The sequence below is a fragment of the Leifsonia tongyongensis genome, from assembly GCF_010686705.1.
GTDB classification, from domain to species: domain Bacteria; phylum Actinomycetota; class Actinomycetes; order Actinomycetales; family Microbacteriaceae; genus Diaminobutyricibacter; species Diaminobutyricibacter tongyongensis.
The window spans coordinates 844,870-858,840 of the sequence record NZ_JAAGWY010000002.1; the positions used below are offsets into that span (position 1 = coordinate 844,870).

Genomic DNA, 13,971 nt, shown 5'->3' on the forward strand with positions numbered 1-13,971 from the left:
CACCGGGATACTGCACAATTGGGTGACCCGTGCCGAAGGAGACACACCGATGACCCCATCCACCGAACCCCACGCCATCATCGTCGGAGCAGGACTCGCCGGCATGGTCGCGGCAGCCGAACTCGTCGAGGCCGGCAAGCACGTGACCATCGTCGAACAGGAGCCCGCCGCATCGTTCGGCGGTCAGGCGTGGTGGTCCTTCGGTGGGCTCTTCCTCATCGACTCCCCGGAACAGCGCAGGCTCGGTGTCCACGACTCGCTCGAACTCGCCCGCCAGGACTGGTTCGGTACCGCCGGCTTCGACCGCGACGAAGACCACTGGCCGAAAAAGTGGGCCGAGGCCTACCTCGACTTCGCCGCAGGAGAGAAGCGCGCGTGGCTCCACGAGAAGGGGGTGCGGTTCTTCCCCATCGTCGGATGGGCGGAGCGCGGCGGATACTCCGCGGGCGGCCCCGGCAATTCCGTGCCGCGCTTCCACATCACCTGGGGCACCGGGCCCGGCGTGCTCGCCCCGTTCATCCGGCGCGTCCAGGAAGGCGTCGAGGCCGGACTGGTGACCGTCCTGCATCGCCACCGCGTCGACGAGCTGATCGTCGACGGCGGTGCCGTCGTCGGTGTGCGCGGCGCGGTGCTGGCCGACGACCCGGCACTGCGGGGCGCCGCGAGCAACCGCGACGTCGTCGGTGAGTTCGCGCTGCGTGCGCCCGCGGTCGCGGTGACGAGCGGCGGCATCGGCGGAAACCACGACCTGGTGCGCGCGAACTGGCCGGAACGGCTCGGCACTCCGCCGGAATTCATGCTCTCGGGTGTGCCCGCGCACGTCGACGGGCGGATGCTCGGCATCACCGAGAAGGCCGGTGCGCGCCTGATCAACGGCGATCGGATGTGGCACTACGTCGAGGGGATCCAGAACTGGAACCCGGTGTGGCCGAGCCACGGGATCCGCATCCTCCCCGGTCCCTCCTCACTGTGGTTGGACGCAGAAGGGAACCGGCTCCCCGCACCCCTGTTCCCCGGGTTCGACACGCTCGGAACCCTCGAACACCTCCGGGCGACCGGCCACGACTACAGCTGGTTCGTGCTCACCGAGAAGATCCTCGAGAAGGAGTTCACGCTGTCGGGGAGCGAGCAGAACCCCGACTTCACGAACAAGGACTACCGGCTGCTCGCCAAGCGGGTCGGCCCTGGTGCGCCCGGGCCGGTCGAGGCCTTCAAGCAGAAAGGTGCAGACTTCATCGTCGCGCAGACCCTTCCCGAGCTGCTGGAAGGGATGCAGCGGCTTTCCGACACCCCGCTCGACGTCGACCGGGTCGAACGGCACATCCGGGAGCGCGACCGCGAGATGGACAACGACTTCACGAAGGATGCGCAGATCACCGCGCTGCGCGGCGCGCGTTCCTACCGTGGTGACAAGCTCATCCGGGTGGCGACGCCGCACAAACTGCTCGACCCGAAAGCCGGGCCACTGATTGCGGTGAAACTGCACGTGCTCACGCGCAAGAGCCTCGGCGGCATCGAGACCGACCTGAGCGGTCGCGCACTCGGCGCGGACGGCCAGCCGATCCCTGGGCTGTACGCGGCCGGCGAAGCGAGCGGGTTCGGCGGCGGGGGCGTGCACGGGTACCGGTCGCTCGAAGGGACCTTCCTCGGCGGATGCCTGTTCTCCGGGCGCCAGGCGGGACGGGCGATCGCCCACCTGTGACGGGGCGGCGGGGTCAGGGCCGCAGCGTCCAGGCCTGACGGCGGATCAGGATGTGGCCGCGGCGCGTGGTGAGGCGCGTCCACGGGCCGGTCTCGTGGATCGTGATCGGCTCATCCTGCGCCAAGAACCCGAGGCTCTCGGCCGCGAACGCCGCACCGGCGGGAACATACTCCAGCCCGTCGATGGGCCGCCCCCACACTTCGGCGCGAACCCGCTGCACGAGCTGCTCCCCTGTGCCCGACGGGATCGCCTCCGCAACCTCGGCGATACCCGCCTTCGCGGTCGGCGCCAGGACGTCGTAGCCGGTCTCGCCGACGGCACGCCAACCACCGCGCGGAGGCGAGATGCCCGCCCAGGTGACGGTGCTCACCTCGAGAGGCATGCGTACCTCGACAGGCCCGGACGGGGCATCCGTGTCCGCGCCGCCCGCGTTCAGCGTCTCCGTGATGCGCGCGAGACGATCGAGAAGCGAGCGCATCGGCACGACGGCGTCGAAGGCGACGCCCGGCTGGATCGCGAACGTGCGCAGGCCCAGCACAGTCGGGGTCTGGTCGAGCAGACCGCGCGGATACAGGATGGCCGTGTAGACGGCGAGGACCCCGGAACCGCCGATCAGGCGCACCGAACCGTCCTCAACACGACCGGCACGCGACAGGTAGACCTGAAGATCGGACACCGCGAGGGAATCCACGAGAAAGAATGACTGGCTCATCTGCTGTCTAAACTACCAAGGGACACCGATACGGAGGCACCATGACAGAGCCCCTCGCTTCATTGCTCACCGCGCTCGACCTGACCGACACCGGTGCCCGAACCAGCGAGGACATCTTCACAGGCCCGTCACAATGGATGCCGCTCGGTCGCGTCTACGGCGGCCAGGTGCTCGCGCAGTCCCTGATCGCGGCCATGCGCACGGTTCCGGATGAGCGGGTCGTGCACTCGATGCACGGCTACTTCCTGCGCCCCGGAGACGTCAACCTCCCCATCACGTTCTCCGTCGACCGGATCCACGACGGCCGCTCGTTCTCCACGCGACGCACCCAGGCGTACCAGGAAGGGCTGCCCATCCTGTCGATGATCGCGTCGTTCCAGGACGAAGACGAGGGGCTCGACCACCAGGTCGAGATGCCCGAAGGCCTGCCGGACCCCGAGTCGCTGCCGAACTCGGCGGCCACGCTCGCCCACATCGACCATCCGGTCGCGCAGTACTGGGCCAGCGACCGTCCCTTCGACATGCGGCATGTGCCGAGTCCCGTCTACCTCAGCGTCGAAGGCGAACACGTCGCCCACCAGGCGGTCTGGATCAAATCGGTCGGCCAGCTCCCCGACGACCCCGACCTTCACCGTGCGGCCCTCGCCTACGCGAGCGACTACACGATCATGGAATCCGCGATGCGCCGCCACGGCGTCGCCTGGTCCACCCCCGGGCTGAAGGCCGCGAGCCTCGACCACGCGATGTGGTGGCACCGATTCGGACGGGTCGACGAATGGCTCCTCTACGCGCAGGAGTCTCCGAGCGCGACCGGCGGCCGCGGGCTCTCGCTCGGCCGCATCTACAGCCGCGACGGGCGACTGCTGGCCAGCGTCGCGCAGGAAGGGATGATCCGGGTTCCCGGCCGAACCTGATCCCGGCAGGTGAGGTGAGGTGTGGGCCCTGTGCCAGTGGAAGCCGAATCGAAGGCCAAAGCCCACACCCCGGTCACTCGAAGGTGGTCTTGAGGAGCACCTGTCCGCTTGCGGCACGAATGTCGATGGATGCGATATCCGCGACAGGGACGCTCGTCGTGGCGGTCGGCGACACGGTGGTGCCGGCCGAGGCAGTCCAGCTCGAGACCTGCATCGACGCGCCCTTGCGATCGGTGACCACCATCGTGTACGTCCACGGACCCGACTTCGTCGAACCCTCCCACTCGTCGTACCTGCAGTTCGCCTCGATGCGGGTCCCCCACGGCTCCGAGATCAGCCGGACATCGGCGCTCAACGGATTCGGTTCGACCTGCGAGAGGGTCACGTGCGTGCCCTGCGCGAGGGGGGCGCTCGGGGTGACTACGCCGGGAAGGACCAGCGCGGCGACGAACGCCAGGACGGCAGCGGCGGCCAGCATCGATCCGGCGGTCCACCAACGGACGCGTGCCCGGTGACGGCGGGCTGCGCTGAGAAGCTTCGGGAGGGCATCCGGTGCCGTACCCAGACGGGGAGACGTGTCGTCGGCCTCTGCAGCGGCTCCGGGTTCGGCCGCCGCCGACGGAACCAGGGCGAGCGCCTGCTCTGCAGGGACCCGTGCGAGCAGGCCGGGAAGGCCCGCCAGCTCGCTCACCGAGGCTGCGCATGCCGAGCATGTCGCAAGGTGCGCTTCGAAAGCGCGGCGATCGGCCGGGGAGAGCGCCCCGAGAAGGTACGCGCCGTCCCACGTCGAGAACTCGTCATGACTGGTCATCGCTCGGTCACCCCCCTCTCCTGAAGTGCGAGTCGCAAAGCTCGCAGGCCGTAATGGATGCGCGACTTCACCGTCCCCTCCGGGATGTCCAGCTCGCGCGCGATCTCTGCGATCGAACGTCCTGCGTAGTAGGCGTGCACGATGACCGCGCGGTGCTCGACGGAGAGCTCGGCCAGCGCATCCGTCACCAACCAGGACTCGAGAACAGCATCCGCTTCGTTGCCGGTCGGTTTCTCCGGCAGGGTGTCCGTGCCGATCTCGTGAGTGGCATGTGCGCTGCGCCTGTCGTCGATCACGATGTTCCGGGCGACGGTGAACAACCACGCCCGTGCCGACGACTGGGACTGGTCGAGGATGGCGGGCCTGCGCCACGCGCGCAGCAGCGTCTCCTGAACCACATCATCCGCCATCGCACGATCGCCGGTCAGGTGCACGACATAGCGCCACAAAGCCTGTGCGTGCTGGTCGTGCAGCTCGCGCAGGAGCTGCGCGTCGTCCTGCGGCATGAACACCTCCACCAATGACACGGCCTCCAGCGCCGGAAAGTTCACCGGGCCCTCTGAACCGTTCACCCTCACGCTTCGTGCATATCGGTAACGGCTAAACTACGCCGCAAACGAAGGAGCCCGCATGAACGAACCCACGCCGCTCACACGCCGATCCGTCATCACGATCGGAGGGGCCACTCTGCTTGGGGCCGGGGCGCTAGCCCTTGCCGCATGCACGCCCGGCGGTGCGGGTTCCGGAACGGGAGGCGCGGCCGGTGGCGGATCGGGCTCCGCAGGCGCGTCTCCCGTAACCCTCAAGCTCTCGGACATACCGGTCGGCGGTGCGACCTCGGCGAACCTGGGATCGACGCCGATCGTCGTCGCTCAGCCGACCGCCGGCAGCGTCGTCGCCTTCAGCGCTGTGTGCACCCATCTGGGCTGCACCGTCGCGCCTGCGGGCAAGGAGTTCGACTGCCCCTGCCACGGCTCGCGCTTCGATGCGGCGACGGGGGCCGTGATCCAGGGCCCGGCGCCCTCGCCCCTGCCGAAACTGAGCGCCACGGTCTCCGGGAGTACCGTCACCGTCTCCTGAGCGGGCTGCTGTCCCCGATCGTCCCGTGCTCTCAAACGGACGACCCGTCGATGAGTTGGCAGTCGTGGCTGTTCTGATCGCGTGGGAACGTCCACTAGTGCCAAGTCGCCGGATGGCTGGGCTCGGGAGGGCGAGGAGGCAGGCTGAGCAGCAGACGGATGCGGTCAGCCGCGCTTGGCGAACTGGACGGGTTCGTCGACGTAGGGCGTCCAGGCGGCGCGCTCGTGGTCGCTGATGCGACGAGGACGCTGGGTTGCAGCGTCGACGAGCACGATCGTGGTCGCGGCGCGTGAGTACAGGGTTCGCGGTTCCATCCCGAGGGGCGACCACACTTCGTAGCAGACTTCGAGGCTGGCGCCTCCGAGCCGGCCGAGCCAGAGCTGGACGTCGAGCGGCTGCCGCAGGTACGGGATCTGCGCCAGGTACTCGATCTCCTGCCGCGCGATCAGCGTGAGCGTGTCGGCTCCGGGCCGGCCGTCGAGTACGGCGGTGGTGCCGCCGACGGCCTCTTCGGCGTCATCGTTCACCCAGAACGCCTGGATGCGCGCCTCCTCGAGGAGGCGCAGCATCGCGGCGTTGTTGACGTGCCCGTAGGCGTCGAGGTCGCTCCAGCGAAGCCCGATGGGAACGTGCAGTTTCATGGTCGGCCCGCCTCCCGCGCCGGATCAGTCGCGGGTGAGTTTGCGGTACGCCGAACGGTGCGGCTTGGCCGCGTCCGGTCCGAGGCGCTCGACCTTGTTCTCTTCATACGCCTCGAAGTTGCCTTCGAACCAGTACCAGTTGGCCGGATCCTCGTCGGTGCCCTCGTAGGCGAGGATGTGCGTTGCGATGCGGTCGAGGAACCACCGGTCGTGCGTGATGACCACGGCGCAACCGGGGAACTCGAGGAGCGCGTTCTCGAGGCTGGACAGCGTCTCGACGTCGAGGTCGTTCGTCGGCTCGTCGAGCAGCAGCAGATTGCCGCCCTGCTTGAGCGTGAGTGCGAGGTTCAGGCGGTTGCGCTCACCACCGGAGAGGATCCCCGCGCGTTTCTGCTGGTCGGGGCCCTTGAAGCCGAACGTGGAAACGTAGGCCCGGCTCGGGACCTCGGTCTTGCCGACCTGGATGTAGTCGAGACCGTCGGAGACGACCTCCCACAGGGTCTTGTTCGGGTCGATGCCGCCACGGCTCTGGTCGACGTACGAGATCTGGACCGTCTCGCCCACCTTCAGGTCGCCGCCGTCGAGCGGTTCGAGCCCGACGATGGTCTTGAAGAGCGTCGTCTTTCCGACGCCGTTCGGGCCGATCACCCCGACGATGCCGTTGCGCGGGAGCGTGAAGGTGAGGCCGTCGATGAGCTGCCGGTCGCCGAACCCCTTCTCGAGGTTCTTCGCGTCGAGGACGATCTGGCCGAGACGCGGTCCCGGCGGGATCTGGATCTCTTCGAAGTCGAGCTTCCTGGTGCGCTCCGCTTCGGAAGCCATTTCCTCGTAGCGGGCGAGTCGCGCCTTCGACTTCGCCTGGCGGCCCTTCGCGTTGCTGCGCACCCAGTCGAGTTCGTCAGACAGCCGCTTCGCGAGCTTCGCATCCTTCTTGCCTTGGACGGCGAGACGCTCGCGCTTCTTCTCGAGGTAGGTCGAGTAGTTGCCTTCGTACGGGTAGAGGTGGCCGCGGTCGACCTCGGCGATCCATTCCGCGACGTGGTCGAGGAAGTACCGGTCGTGGGTCACGGCGAGGACGGCGCCGTGGTACTTGGCGAGGTGCTGCTCGAGCCAGAGCACGCTTTCGGCGTCGAGGTGGTTGGTGGGCTCGTCGAGCAGCAGGAGATCCGGCTTCTGGAGGAGGAGCTTGCACAGGGCGACGCGGCGCCGCTCACCACCGGAGAGCGTGTTGACCGGCCAATCGCCGGGCGGGCAGCGGAGCGCATCCATCGCCTGTTCGAGCTGCGAGTCGAGATCCCACGCGTCGGCGGCGTCGATCTGCTCCTGCAGCGTGCCCATCTCGGCCAGCAGCGTGTCGAAGTCGGCGTCGGGGTCGGCGAGCGCGGTCGAGATCTCGTTGAAGCGATCGACCTTTGCCTTGATCTCGCCGACGCCTTCCTGCACGTTCTCGAGGACGGTCTTGGTCTCGTCGAGGACCGGCTCCTGCATCAGGATGCCCACCGAGTACCCCGGGGTCAGCTTGGCCTCGCCGTTGCTGGGGGTGTCGAGGCCGGCCATGATCTTGAGGATGGTCGACTTTCCGGCGCCGTTGGGCCCGACGACACCGATCTTCGCCCCGGGCAGGAACGCCATGGTCACGTCGTCGAGAATCAGCTTGTCGCCAACCGCTTTGCGGGCGCGCACCATCGAGTAAATGTATTCGGCCATGCGTTCCAGTCTAATTGGGCCCACAGGCCCACCTTGCGCCGAGTCGGGCTACCAGTCGATGGGGCGGGTGTCGCCGACGAGGCAGTTCCCGGTCGCGAGCACGGGGGTCACGGCGCTCTGGTAGCCGCCGCTCCCGTCGCCGTTCTGGCCGATCAGGCAGCCGCCGTTGAAGCGGACGGAGAACTGGATCGAATTGGCCTTGAGCCCGATCGTCGTCGTGTCGACCGTGAGCTGCATGTCGGCTTTGTGGAAGCCGGCCGCGACCAGCGCGTCAATGAAATCGCGCCCCACAGCAGCAGGGTTCCTCGCCAGCACAGCGCGGTTGACGTCATCGAAGAAGGCCTTGTTGTCGGCCGCGGTACCGGTCGGGTCGAGCGCGAGCGCGCTGGGTGAGGGCGTCGTGGACGCCGACGAAGACGGTGCCGAGGACGACACGGGGGACGACTTCGGCGGTGGCGGCGGGGGCGACATGCACGCGGCGAGCCCCGTGACCGCCACCAGGAGACCCGCTGCGCCGGCGAGCACACGACCGGGCCGGCTCCGTCGGGGCACATCACGGACTGCCCGCATTGCGCCTCCTTCATGCATCGGCCCGAACCTTCTTCGTGAGTCTAGGGTGCGCTCCCTGAGCCGACGGTGAGCGCTTCGGCGTCGTCCAGGGAAAGCACGAGAGACGCATCCTCATCCGCCGCCGCGGCTGCGCCGGAGTCGGCCCCGGTGTCCGAACCGGAGTCGGCCCCGGTGTCCGAATCGGTGTCCTCATCCGACCGCAATTCCTCCGACGCTGTGAGGAGCCCTCCAGGCGGCGCGGGCTGGTCCGCCTCACCCCATGCCGTCTGCGTGATCGCATCGGTCGACCCCGCCGCGGGCTGCGACTCGGCAGGCTCCGAGCGCTTCAGCGTGCGGGAGTAGGTCGACGTGCCCCAGGTCAGGTCGTGGCCCACCGCATCCGCATCGATCTCCACGACCGTTCCGCTGCGTTCCCCGCTCTCCCAGTCCCGGATCGACAACCGGCCCGAGACGACGATTCGGTCGCCTTTCGCGACGCAGGCCGCGATATTGAGCGCGAGCTGGCGGAACGCGGTCACGGTGTACCAGTTGGTGTCGCTCGTCTCCCACGACTGGGTCGATCGGTTGAACTTGCGCTGGGCGGCTGCGAGCCGGAAGCTCGTGATCGGCAGCCCTTCGCTCGTGACGATGTGGTTGGGCACGGTGGCCACCAGGCCGCGGGTGGACAGAGAATCGTTCATCGGATGCCTCCTCGAATTCTGAGCGCCGGTTCGGCGTCTCCGTTCGAGTCTCGACGGGCGCACCCGCTGGGTCGACCGAAGACTCTGAACCCGTGGATAACTCAACGACGGCCAGGATTGTGAAGGACTGGTCTCCTACGATGAGGTCATGACCTACGCCCCATCCGCGGATCGCTACGACTCGATGACCTACAACCGCACCGGACGGAGCGGGCTGAAACTCCCCGCCCTCTCGCTCGGGCTCTGGCAGAACTTCGGGCACGCGCGCCCGATCGATACCCAGCGTGCGATCGTGCGACGCGCGTTCGACCTCGGCATCACCCACTTCGACCTCGCGAACAACTACGGTCCGCCCCCGGGGAGCGCCGAGACCAACTTCGGCCGGATCTTCGCCGAAGACCTCCGCCCCTTCCGGGACGAGCTCATCATCTCGACCAAGGCCGGCTACGACATGTGGGCGGGACCCTACGGCGAGTGGGGATCGCGCAAGACCCTGCTGTCCTCCCTTGACCAGAGCCTCGGTCGGCTCGGCCTCGACTACGTCGACATCTTCTACTCGCACCGCCCCGACCCGGAGACGCCGATCGAAGAGACCATGGGCGCGCTCGCGACCGCGGTTCGGCAGGGCAAAGCCCTCTACGTCGGCATCTCCAACTACGACCCGGAGCAGACGGTCGCCGCGGCCGCCGCCTTGGCAGAGCACAAGGTTCCGCTGCTGATCCACCAGCCCCGCTACTCCATGTTCGACCGCCACATCGAGGACGGACTGTTCCCGGTGCTCGACGAACTCGGCATCGGAAGCATCGTCTACTCGCCGCTTGCGCAGGGGATGCTCACCGACCGCTATCTCGACGGGCAGGTGCCGAGCGATTCCCGGGCGGCGACAAGCCGGTTCCTCTCGGGAGACCAGCTGAGCCCGCTCTACCTGGAGCGCGCACGCGCACTGAATGAGATCGCGGCAGGCCGCGGTCAGACCCTCGCCCAGCTCGCCCTGAGCTGGGTGCTGCGCCAACCCCAGATCACGAGTGCGCTCATCGGTGCGTCGAGTGTCGTCCAGCTCGAACAGAACGTCGCCGCCCTCGACGCTCCGCCGCTCACGGCCGACGAGATCGACGCGATCGAGCCGTACGCCGTGCACGGCACCGATCACGCCTCGTAGAGAAGGCGGCGGATGAAGATCGCCGGCCAGTCTGCGACACTGCGCGCGTGCATCCGGGCGTTAGGGATTCGCACGGGTACCATCCGATCATGCAGTGGTGGAATGACTTCGTAGACTGGCTTCTCTCGCCCAGCGCAAGCCCGGCGATCTTCAACGCGGTGGTGCTCGCAGTCGCCGTGATCATCTCCGGGTTGCTGGCAGCCTGGATCGCCCGCGGGGCGATCAAAGGCCTGCTCTCCCGCACGGACCGCCAGCAGAAGGCGTCGGCCATCGCTGCCCTCGTCGATGCGGCGACCGAGGCATCCGTCTGGAATTCCCTGACCCCTGGCGAGCAAGTCCTCTCAGACCGCGCCGTCGGCCAGGCCGACATCCTGGTCCGTCTGCTGCCCATCAAGGGCGCGGGCATCGCGGCCAACTGGGCTGGGCACCAGCTCGCCGAGCTCAAGCGGAGCTCCGCGACATTCGGCTACCAGCTCGACCCGGCCATCGCCGAGTTCCGCGACCGGCTCATCGAGTGGCAGAACAACCCGTCGCGCGCACGTCGTATCTTCCAGAGCGACCTCGAGCGCTGGCGGTTCGAGAACTCGGACAGCGAACGTGCCCTGCTCGCGCAGCAGGATGCGTGGGTCGCCCAGCAGCACCACGAACAGTATGCGGGCACGCAGGCCGCGCAGGTGCCGGAGCCCGCACTCCGCAGCGAGCCTGTCGCGGCATCCACTGCAGCGACCGCCGAGGAGCGTACGGACACCGCCCCGACCCAGCGCTACACGCCGGTCGGCTAGCTACGAACGGGGCGGCTACTTCGAGTAGCCGCCGCGCTCGTGCCACCAGTCGTCGAACATGCTCACGGGCACGCGGCGCTTGTGCTCGGTCGCCAGGTAGCGGTTCTCGATCGCGATCGCGACCTCCTCGGCCACGTCTTTGCCTTCGAGGAAGTCGTCGATGTCCGCATAGGTCAGTCCGAGGTTCTCTTCGTCGGTCTGGCCCGGCCGATGGTCGAGCAGGTCGGCGGTCGGCGCCTTGAGGTAGAGCCGCGATGGCGCCTCGAGGTACTCGAGGAGAGCTCGGCCCTGCCGCTTGGTGAGCCCCGTGAGCGGCAGGACGTCGGTTCCGCCATCACCGTACTTGGTGAAGAACCCCGTCACAGCCTCCGCTGCGTGGTCGGTTCCGACCACGAGGAGGCGACGCTGCCCTGCGATGGCGTACTGCGCGATCATGCGTGCGCGAGCCTTCGCGTTGCCTTTGGTGAAATCCGTCATGGGCTCGCTCACGGCATCCGGGAACTCCGCCTCGAAGCCGTCGACACCGCGCTGGATGTTGAAAGTAACGGTCCGCTGCGGCTTGATGAAGCCGAGGGCAAGCTGGGCGTCCTCTTCGTCATGCTGCACAGAATACGGAAGGCGCATAGCGATGAACTCGGCTTCGACGCCCTCGTCGGCGAGACGCTCGACCGCGAGTTGGCTGAGCCGTCCCGCGAGCGAGGAATCCTGACCGCCGCTGATGCCGAGGACGAACCCGGACGCGCCGGTCGACTTCAGGTAGTCGACGAGGAAGCCGACCCGTTCTTCGACCTGGGCCGCGGGATCGATCGCGGGGCTGACGTTGAGTTCTTCGATGATGAGAGCCTGGAGGTCACGCATAGCAGCAGAGTAGTACTGGCGCGTTTCGGTCGTGTGAACACCGCAGCGTAGACGCCGCTGCGGGGCGGCAATAGCATCGCGGTCATGGTCGACTCACTGAACGCGCTCATGATCGTGCCGCTTCTGGCAGCTGCGGCCCCGCTCCTGGCGAACCTGATCGGTCGCGTCGCGAAGATCCCCCTCGTGGTGTTCGAGATCGTGCTGGGGCTCATCGTCGGGCCGAGCGTTCTCGGCTGGGTGCCGCACAGTCAGTTCGTGGATGCACTGGCCAATTTCGGCCTCGCATTCCTCTTCTTCATGGCCGGAAACGAGATCGACTTCTCTGCGATCAAAGGCCGCCCGTTGAGCCGCGCAGGACTCGGCTGGCTCATCTCCCTCGCCGCTGGCGTCCTCATCGGCATCCTGTTCGCACCGACGATCGCGGCCGGCGTCTTCGTCGGTGTGGCCCTGTGTTCGACCGCGCTCGGCACGCTCATGCCGGTACTGCGCGACGCGGGCGAACTGTCGACACCGTTCGGCCGGGCCGTGACAGCCGTCGGAGCGGCCGGTGAATTCGGCCCGCTCATCGCCATCTCGCTCTTCCTGAGCGGTCGGCGGCCCGGTGTCGCCACACTCGTGCTGGTCGGGTTCGCCGTGGTCGCTGCGCTGGCGATCTTCCTGGCGTCGCGAGGTACGCACGCGACGTTCCACCGGCTCGTCACGGCGACGCTCCACACGAGCGGCCAGTTCGCCGTACGTTTCGTCGTCCTGGTGATCGCGGCTCTCGTCGGGCTCAGCATCGCACTCGGACTCGACATGCTGCTGGGCGCCTTCACTGCGGGCGTGATCTGCAGGATCCTCCTGCGGGGGGCTAATGAAGCGGATGCGAAACTCGTCGAAAGCAAGCTCGAAGCGGTCGCGTTCGGCTTCTTCGTACCGATCTTCTTCATCAACACCGGGATCACGTTCAACCTGACATCGCTCATCACCGACCCGCGGGCGCTCCTGCTGCTGCCGATCTTCCTCGTGCTGTTCCTGATCGTGCGGGGAATCCCCGGCACCCTCGCTCTGCCCGTCGGATCGACCTGGGCGGACCGCCGCGCCATGGTCCTGTTCAGTGCGACAGCGCTCCCGATCATCGTCGCGGTCACGAACATCGGGCTCAAGGAGCACGATCTCACGGCGGGGACGGCCACCGCGCTGGTGGGAGCCGGGATGCTCTCGGTACTGCTGTTCCCGCTCCTCGCGCTCGGCCAGCGCCGGCGGTCGGCCGATGGAGGGATCCGCCCACCCGACTCCGACATCCACATCCCGACCGAAGGCTGAGCCGCAGGCGCGAGTTGCGGGCTGAGCGTTACGGAGTCCGCGTCAGCGTTCGTCCGAGGATCGCAGCGGTCAGCGCATCCACCGGTTCACGCGCAGCCAGCGGATTCGACAACAGGGTGAAGTCGACCTGCCCCAGCTCGGGCAGGCCGAAACGGTTGGTCACCTTGACGAGATCAGAAGGGATGAGCGTCTGCGGGAAGACGGCCACGCCGATGCCGGCGCGGACCGCCGCCAGAACACCGTTGACCTCGCGCGTATTGCAGGTGATCCGCCAGGTGCGACCGGCCGCCTCGAGCGCATCGATCGCGATCTGCCGGCTGATGCTCGGCCCTTGGTAGGCGATCAGGGGAAGCGGCTGCTCCGGGTCGATCAGGGTCTTCTCCTGGCCGACCCAGACCAGCGCATCCGTCGCGACGACCGTGCCCTCAGTCGTGCCCGGGTTCTGCTTGATGAAGATGAGGTCGAGGTGCCCCGACTTCAGCTTGCGGTGCAGCGGCCCGCTCTGGTCGACCGTCAACTCGAGGTTGATCTGCGGATGCTGCTGGCGGAAATGCCTCAGGATGCGCGGCAGCTGCGTGATCGCGAGATCGTCGGCCGCCCCGAAGCGGAGGCGCCCGCGCATCGCCGACCCACTGAAATAGCTGGTGGCTTCGGCGTGGGCGGCGAGGATCGTTCGTGCGAAACCGGCCATCGCGTCGCCGTTGTCGGTGAGGCGCACTTCGCGGGTGTCGCGGGCGACGAGCTGGCGTTTTGCCGCCTGCTCGAGCCGGCGTACCTGCTGGCTCACCGTGGGCTGGCTGATGCCGAGGCGAGCGGCCGCCCGGGTGAAACTGCGTGTCTCGGCGACGGCGAGGAAGGTCTGCAGGAGGACGGGGTCGAACATGGGCGCATCCATTCGATAATCCAATGGGAGTTATAGGTTCAATTTAGCCTTGGAATGGGCGGCCGGGGCGTAGCGTCGAAGAGTCTCCGCGACAACCATACGAAACCGCATCCGACACTCAACTCGCAGGAACGCCCGTGACTCCCCCGCACACCACAGCAGCGCCG

At 67.7% G+C, this 13,971-nt stretch carries 15 protein-coding genes; 6 read left to right on the forward strand and 9 right to left on the reverse strand.

Annotation, left to right across the window (positions count from 1 at the left end):
• Nucleotides 1–49 precede the first annotated feature (49 nt).
• A complete protein-coding gene (locus G3T36_RS11985) occupies nt 50–1,702 on the forward strand; it encodes an FAD-binding dehydrogenase (RefSeq protein WP_163289989.1) in 1,653 nt (550 codons plus the stop codon).
• Nucleotides 1,703–1,715: 13 nt separating this feature from the next.
• Here G3T36_RS11985 and G3T36_RS11990 read toward each other — a convergent pair whose 3' ends face one another.
• Nucleotides 1,716–2,414, reverse strand: a complete 699-nt coding sequence (locus G3T36_RS11990; RefSeq protein ID WP_163289990.1) for a DUF8185 domain-containing protein — start codon at nt 2,412–2,414, stop codon at nt 1,716–1,718.
• A 41-nt stretch (nt 2,415–2,455) separates the two neighbouring features.
• On the opposite strand from G3T36_RS11990, the gene G3T36_RS11995 reads away from it, so the two are divergent.
• Entirely contained in the window at nt 2,456–3,328 is an 873-nt protein-coding gene (locus G3T36_RS11995; protein ID WP_163289991.1) for an acyl-CoA thioesterase, read from the forward strand.
• Between the two features lie 73 nt (nt 3,329–3,401).
• Here G3T36_RS11995 and G3T36_RS12000 read toward each other — a convergent pair whose 3' ends face one another.
• Both G3T36_RS12000 and G3T36_RS12005 read right to left on the reverse strand, forming a co-directional pair.
• Entirely contained in the window at nt 3,402–4,139 is a 738-nt protein-coding gene (locus G3T36_RS12000; RefSeq protein ID WP_163289992.1) for an anti-sigma factor family protein, read from the reverse strand.
• Nucleotides 4,136–4,645, reverse strand: a complete 510-nt coding sequence (locus G3T36_RS12005; RefSeq protein ID WP_163290320.1) for a sigma-70 family RNA polymerase sigma factor — start codon at nt 4,643–4,645, stop codon at nt 4,136–4,138. The genes G3T36_RS12000 and G3T36_RS12005 overlap by 4 nt, the downstream gene beginning before the upstream one ends.
• 124 nt (nt 4,646–4,769) lie before the next feature.
• Between G3T36_RS12005 and G3T36_RS12010 the strand changes: the two genes are divergently transcribed.
• Nucleotides 4,770–5,219 carry a QcrA and Rieske domain-containing protein gene (locus tag G3T36_RS12010; protein ID WP_163289993.1) on the forward strand — a complete coding sequence of 150 codons (450 nt, stop codon included), beginning with the start codon at nt 4,770–4,772 and terminating at the stop codon, nt 5,217–5,219.
• Between the two features lie 164 nt (nt 5,220–5,383).
• On the opposite strand, the gene G3T36_RS12015 is transcribed toward G3T36_RS12010, so the two are convergent.
• From G3T36_RS12015 to G3T36_RS12030, 4 genes are read right to left on the reverse strand one after another with little or no spacing between them, the layout of a single operon-like run.
• Nucleotides 5,384–5,860: an acyl-CoA thioesterase gene (locus tag G3T36_RS12015; RefSeq protein ID WP_163289994.1), complete on the reverse strand. Its 477-nt coding sequence runs from the start codon at nt 5,858–5,860 to the stop codon at nt 5,384–5,386.
• Between the two features lie 24 nt (nt 5,861–5,884).
• Nucleotides 5,885–7,567 carry an energy-dependent translational throttle protein EttA gene (ettA, locus tag G3T36_RS12020; RefSeq protein WP_163289995.1) on the reverse strand — a complete coding sequence of 561 codons (1,683 nt, stop codon included), beginning with the start codon at nt 7,565–7,567 and terminating at the stop codon, nt 5,885–5,887.
• A 48-nt stretch (nt 7,568–7,615) separates the two neighbouring features.
• The gene (locus tag G3T36_RS12025) at nt 7,616–8,137 is read right to left on the reverse strand and encodes a DUF6993 domain-containing protein (protein ID WP_163289996.1); all 522 of its coding nucleotides are present in this window, start codon (nt 8,135–8,137) and stop codon (nt 7,616–7,618) included.
• Nucleotides 8,138–8,178: 41 nt separating this feature from the next.
• Entirely contained in the window at nt 8,179–8,817 is a 639-nt protein-coding gene (locus G3T36_RS12030) for a single-stranded DNA-binding protein (protein ID WP_163289997.1), read from the reverse strand.
• 148 nt (nt 8,818–8,965) lie between these two features.
• Between G3T36_RS12030 and G3T36_RS12035 the strand changes: the two genes are divergently transcribed.
• Nucleotides 8,966–9,976, forward strand: a complete 1,011-nt coding sequence (locus G3T36_RS12035) for an aldo/keto reductase (protein WP_163289998.1) — start codon at nt 8,966–8,968, stop codon at nt 9,974–9,976.
• An 89-nt stretch (nt 9,977–10,065) separates the two neighbouring features.
• On the forward strand, nt 10,066–10,758 hold the full coding sequence (locus tag G3T36_RS12040; RefSeq protein WP_163289999.1) for a hypothetical protein: 693 nt from the start codon (nt 10,066–10,068) through the stop codon (nt 10,756–10,758).
• A 15-nt stretch (nt 10,759–10,773) separates the two neighbouring features.
• Here G3T36_RS12040 and nadE read toward each other — a convergent pair whose 3' ends face one another.
• On the reverse strand, nt 10,774–11,616 hold the full coding sequence (nadE, locus tag G3T36_RS12045) for an NAD(+) synthase (RefSeq protein WP_163290000.1): 843 nt from the start codon (nt 11,614–11,616) through the stop codon (nt 10,774–10,776).
• Between the two features lie 84 nt (nt 11,617–11,700).
• On the opposite strand from nadE, the gene G3T36_RS12050 reads away from it, so the two are divergent.
• Nucleotides 11,701–12,921, forward strand: a complete 1,221-nt coding sequence (locus tag G3T36_RS12050; RefSeq protein ID WP_163290001.1) for a cation:proton antiporter — start codon at nt 11,701–11,703, stop codon at nt 12,919–12,921.
• Nucleotides 12,922–12,949: 28 nt separating this feature from the next.
• Here the strand turns inward: G3T36_RS12050 and G3T36_RS12055 are convergent, their stop codons facing one another.
• A complete protein-coding gene (locus tag G3T36_RS12055) occupies nt 12,950–13,804 on the reverse strand; it encodes a LysR substrate-binding domain-containing protein (protein WP_163290002.1) in 855 nt (284 codons plus the stop codon).
• Nucleotides 13,805–13,971: the final 167 nt, after the last annotated feature.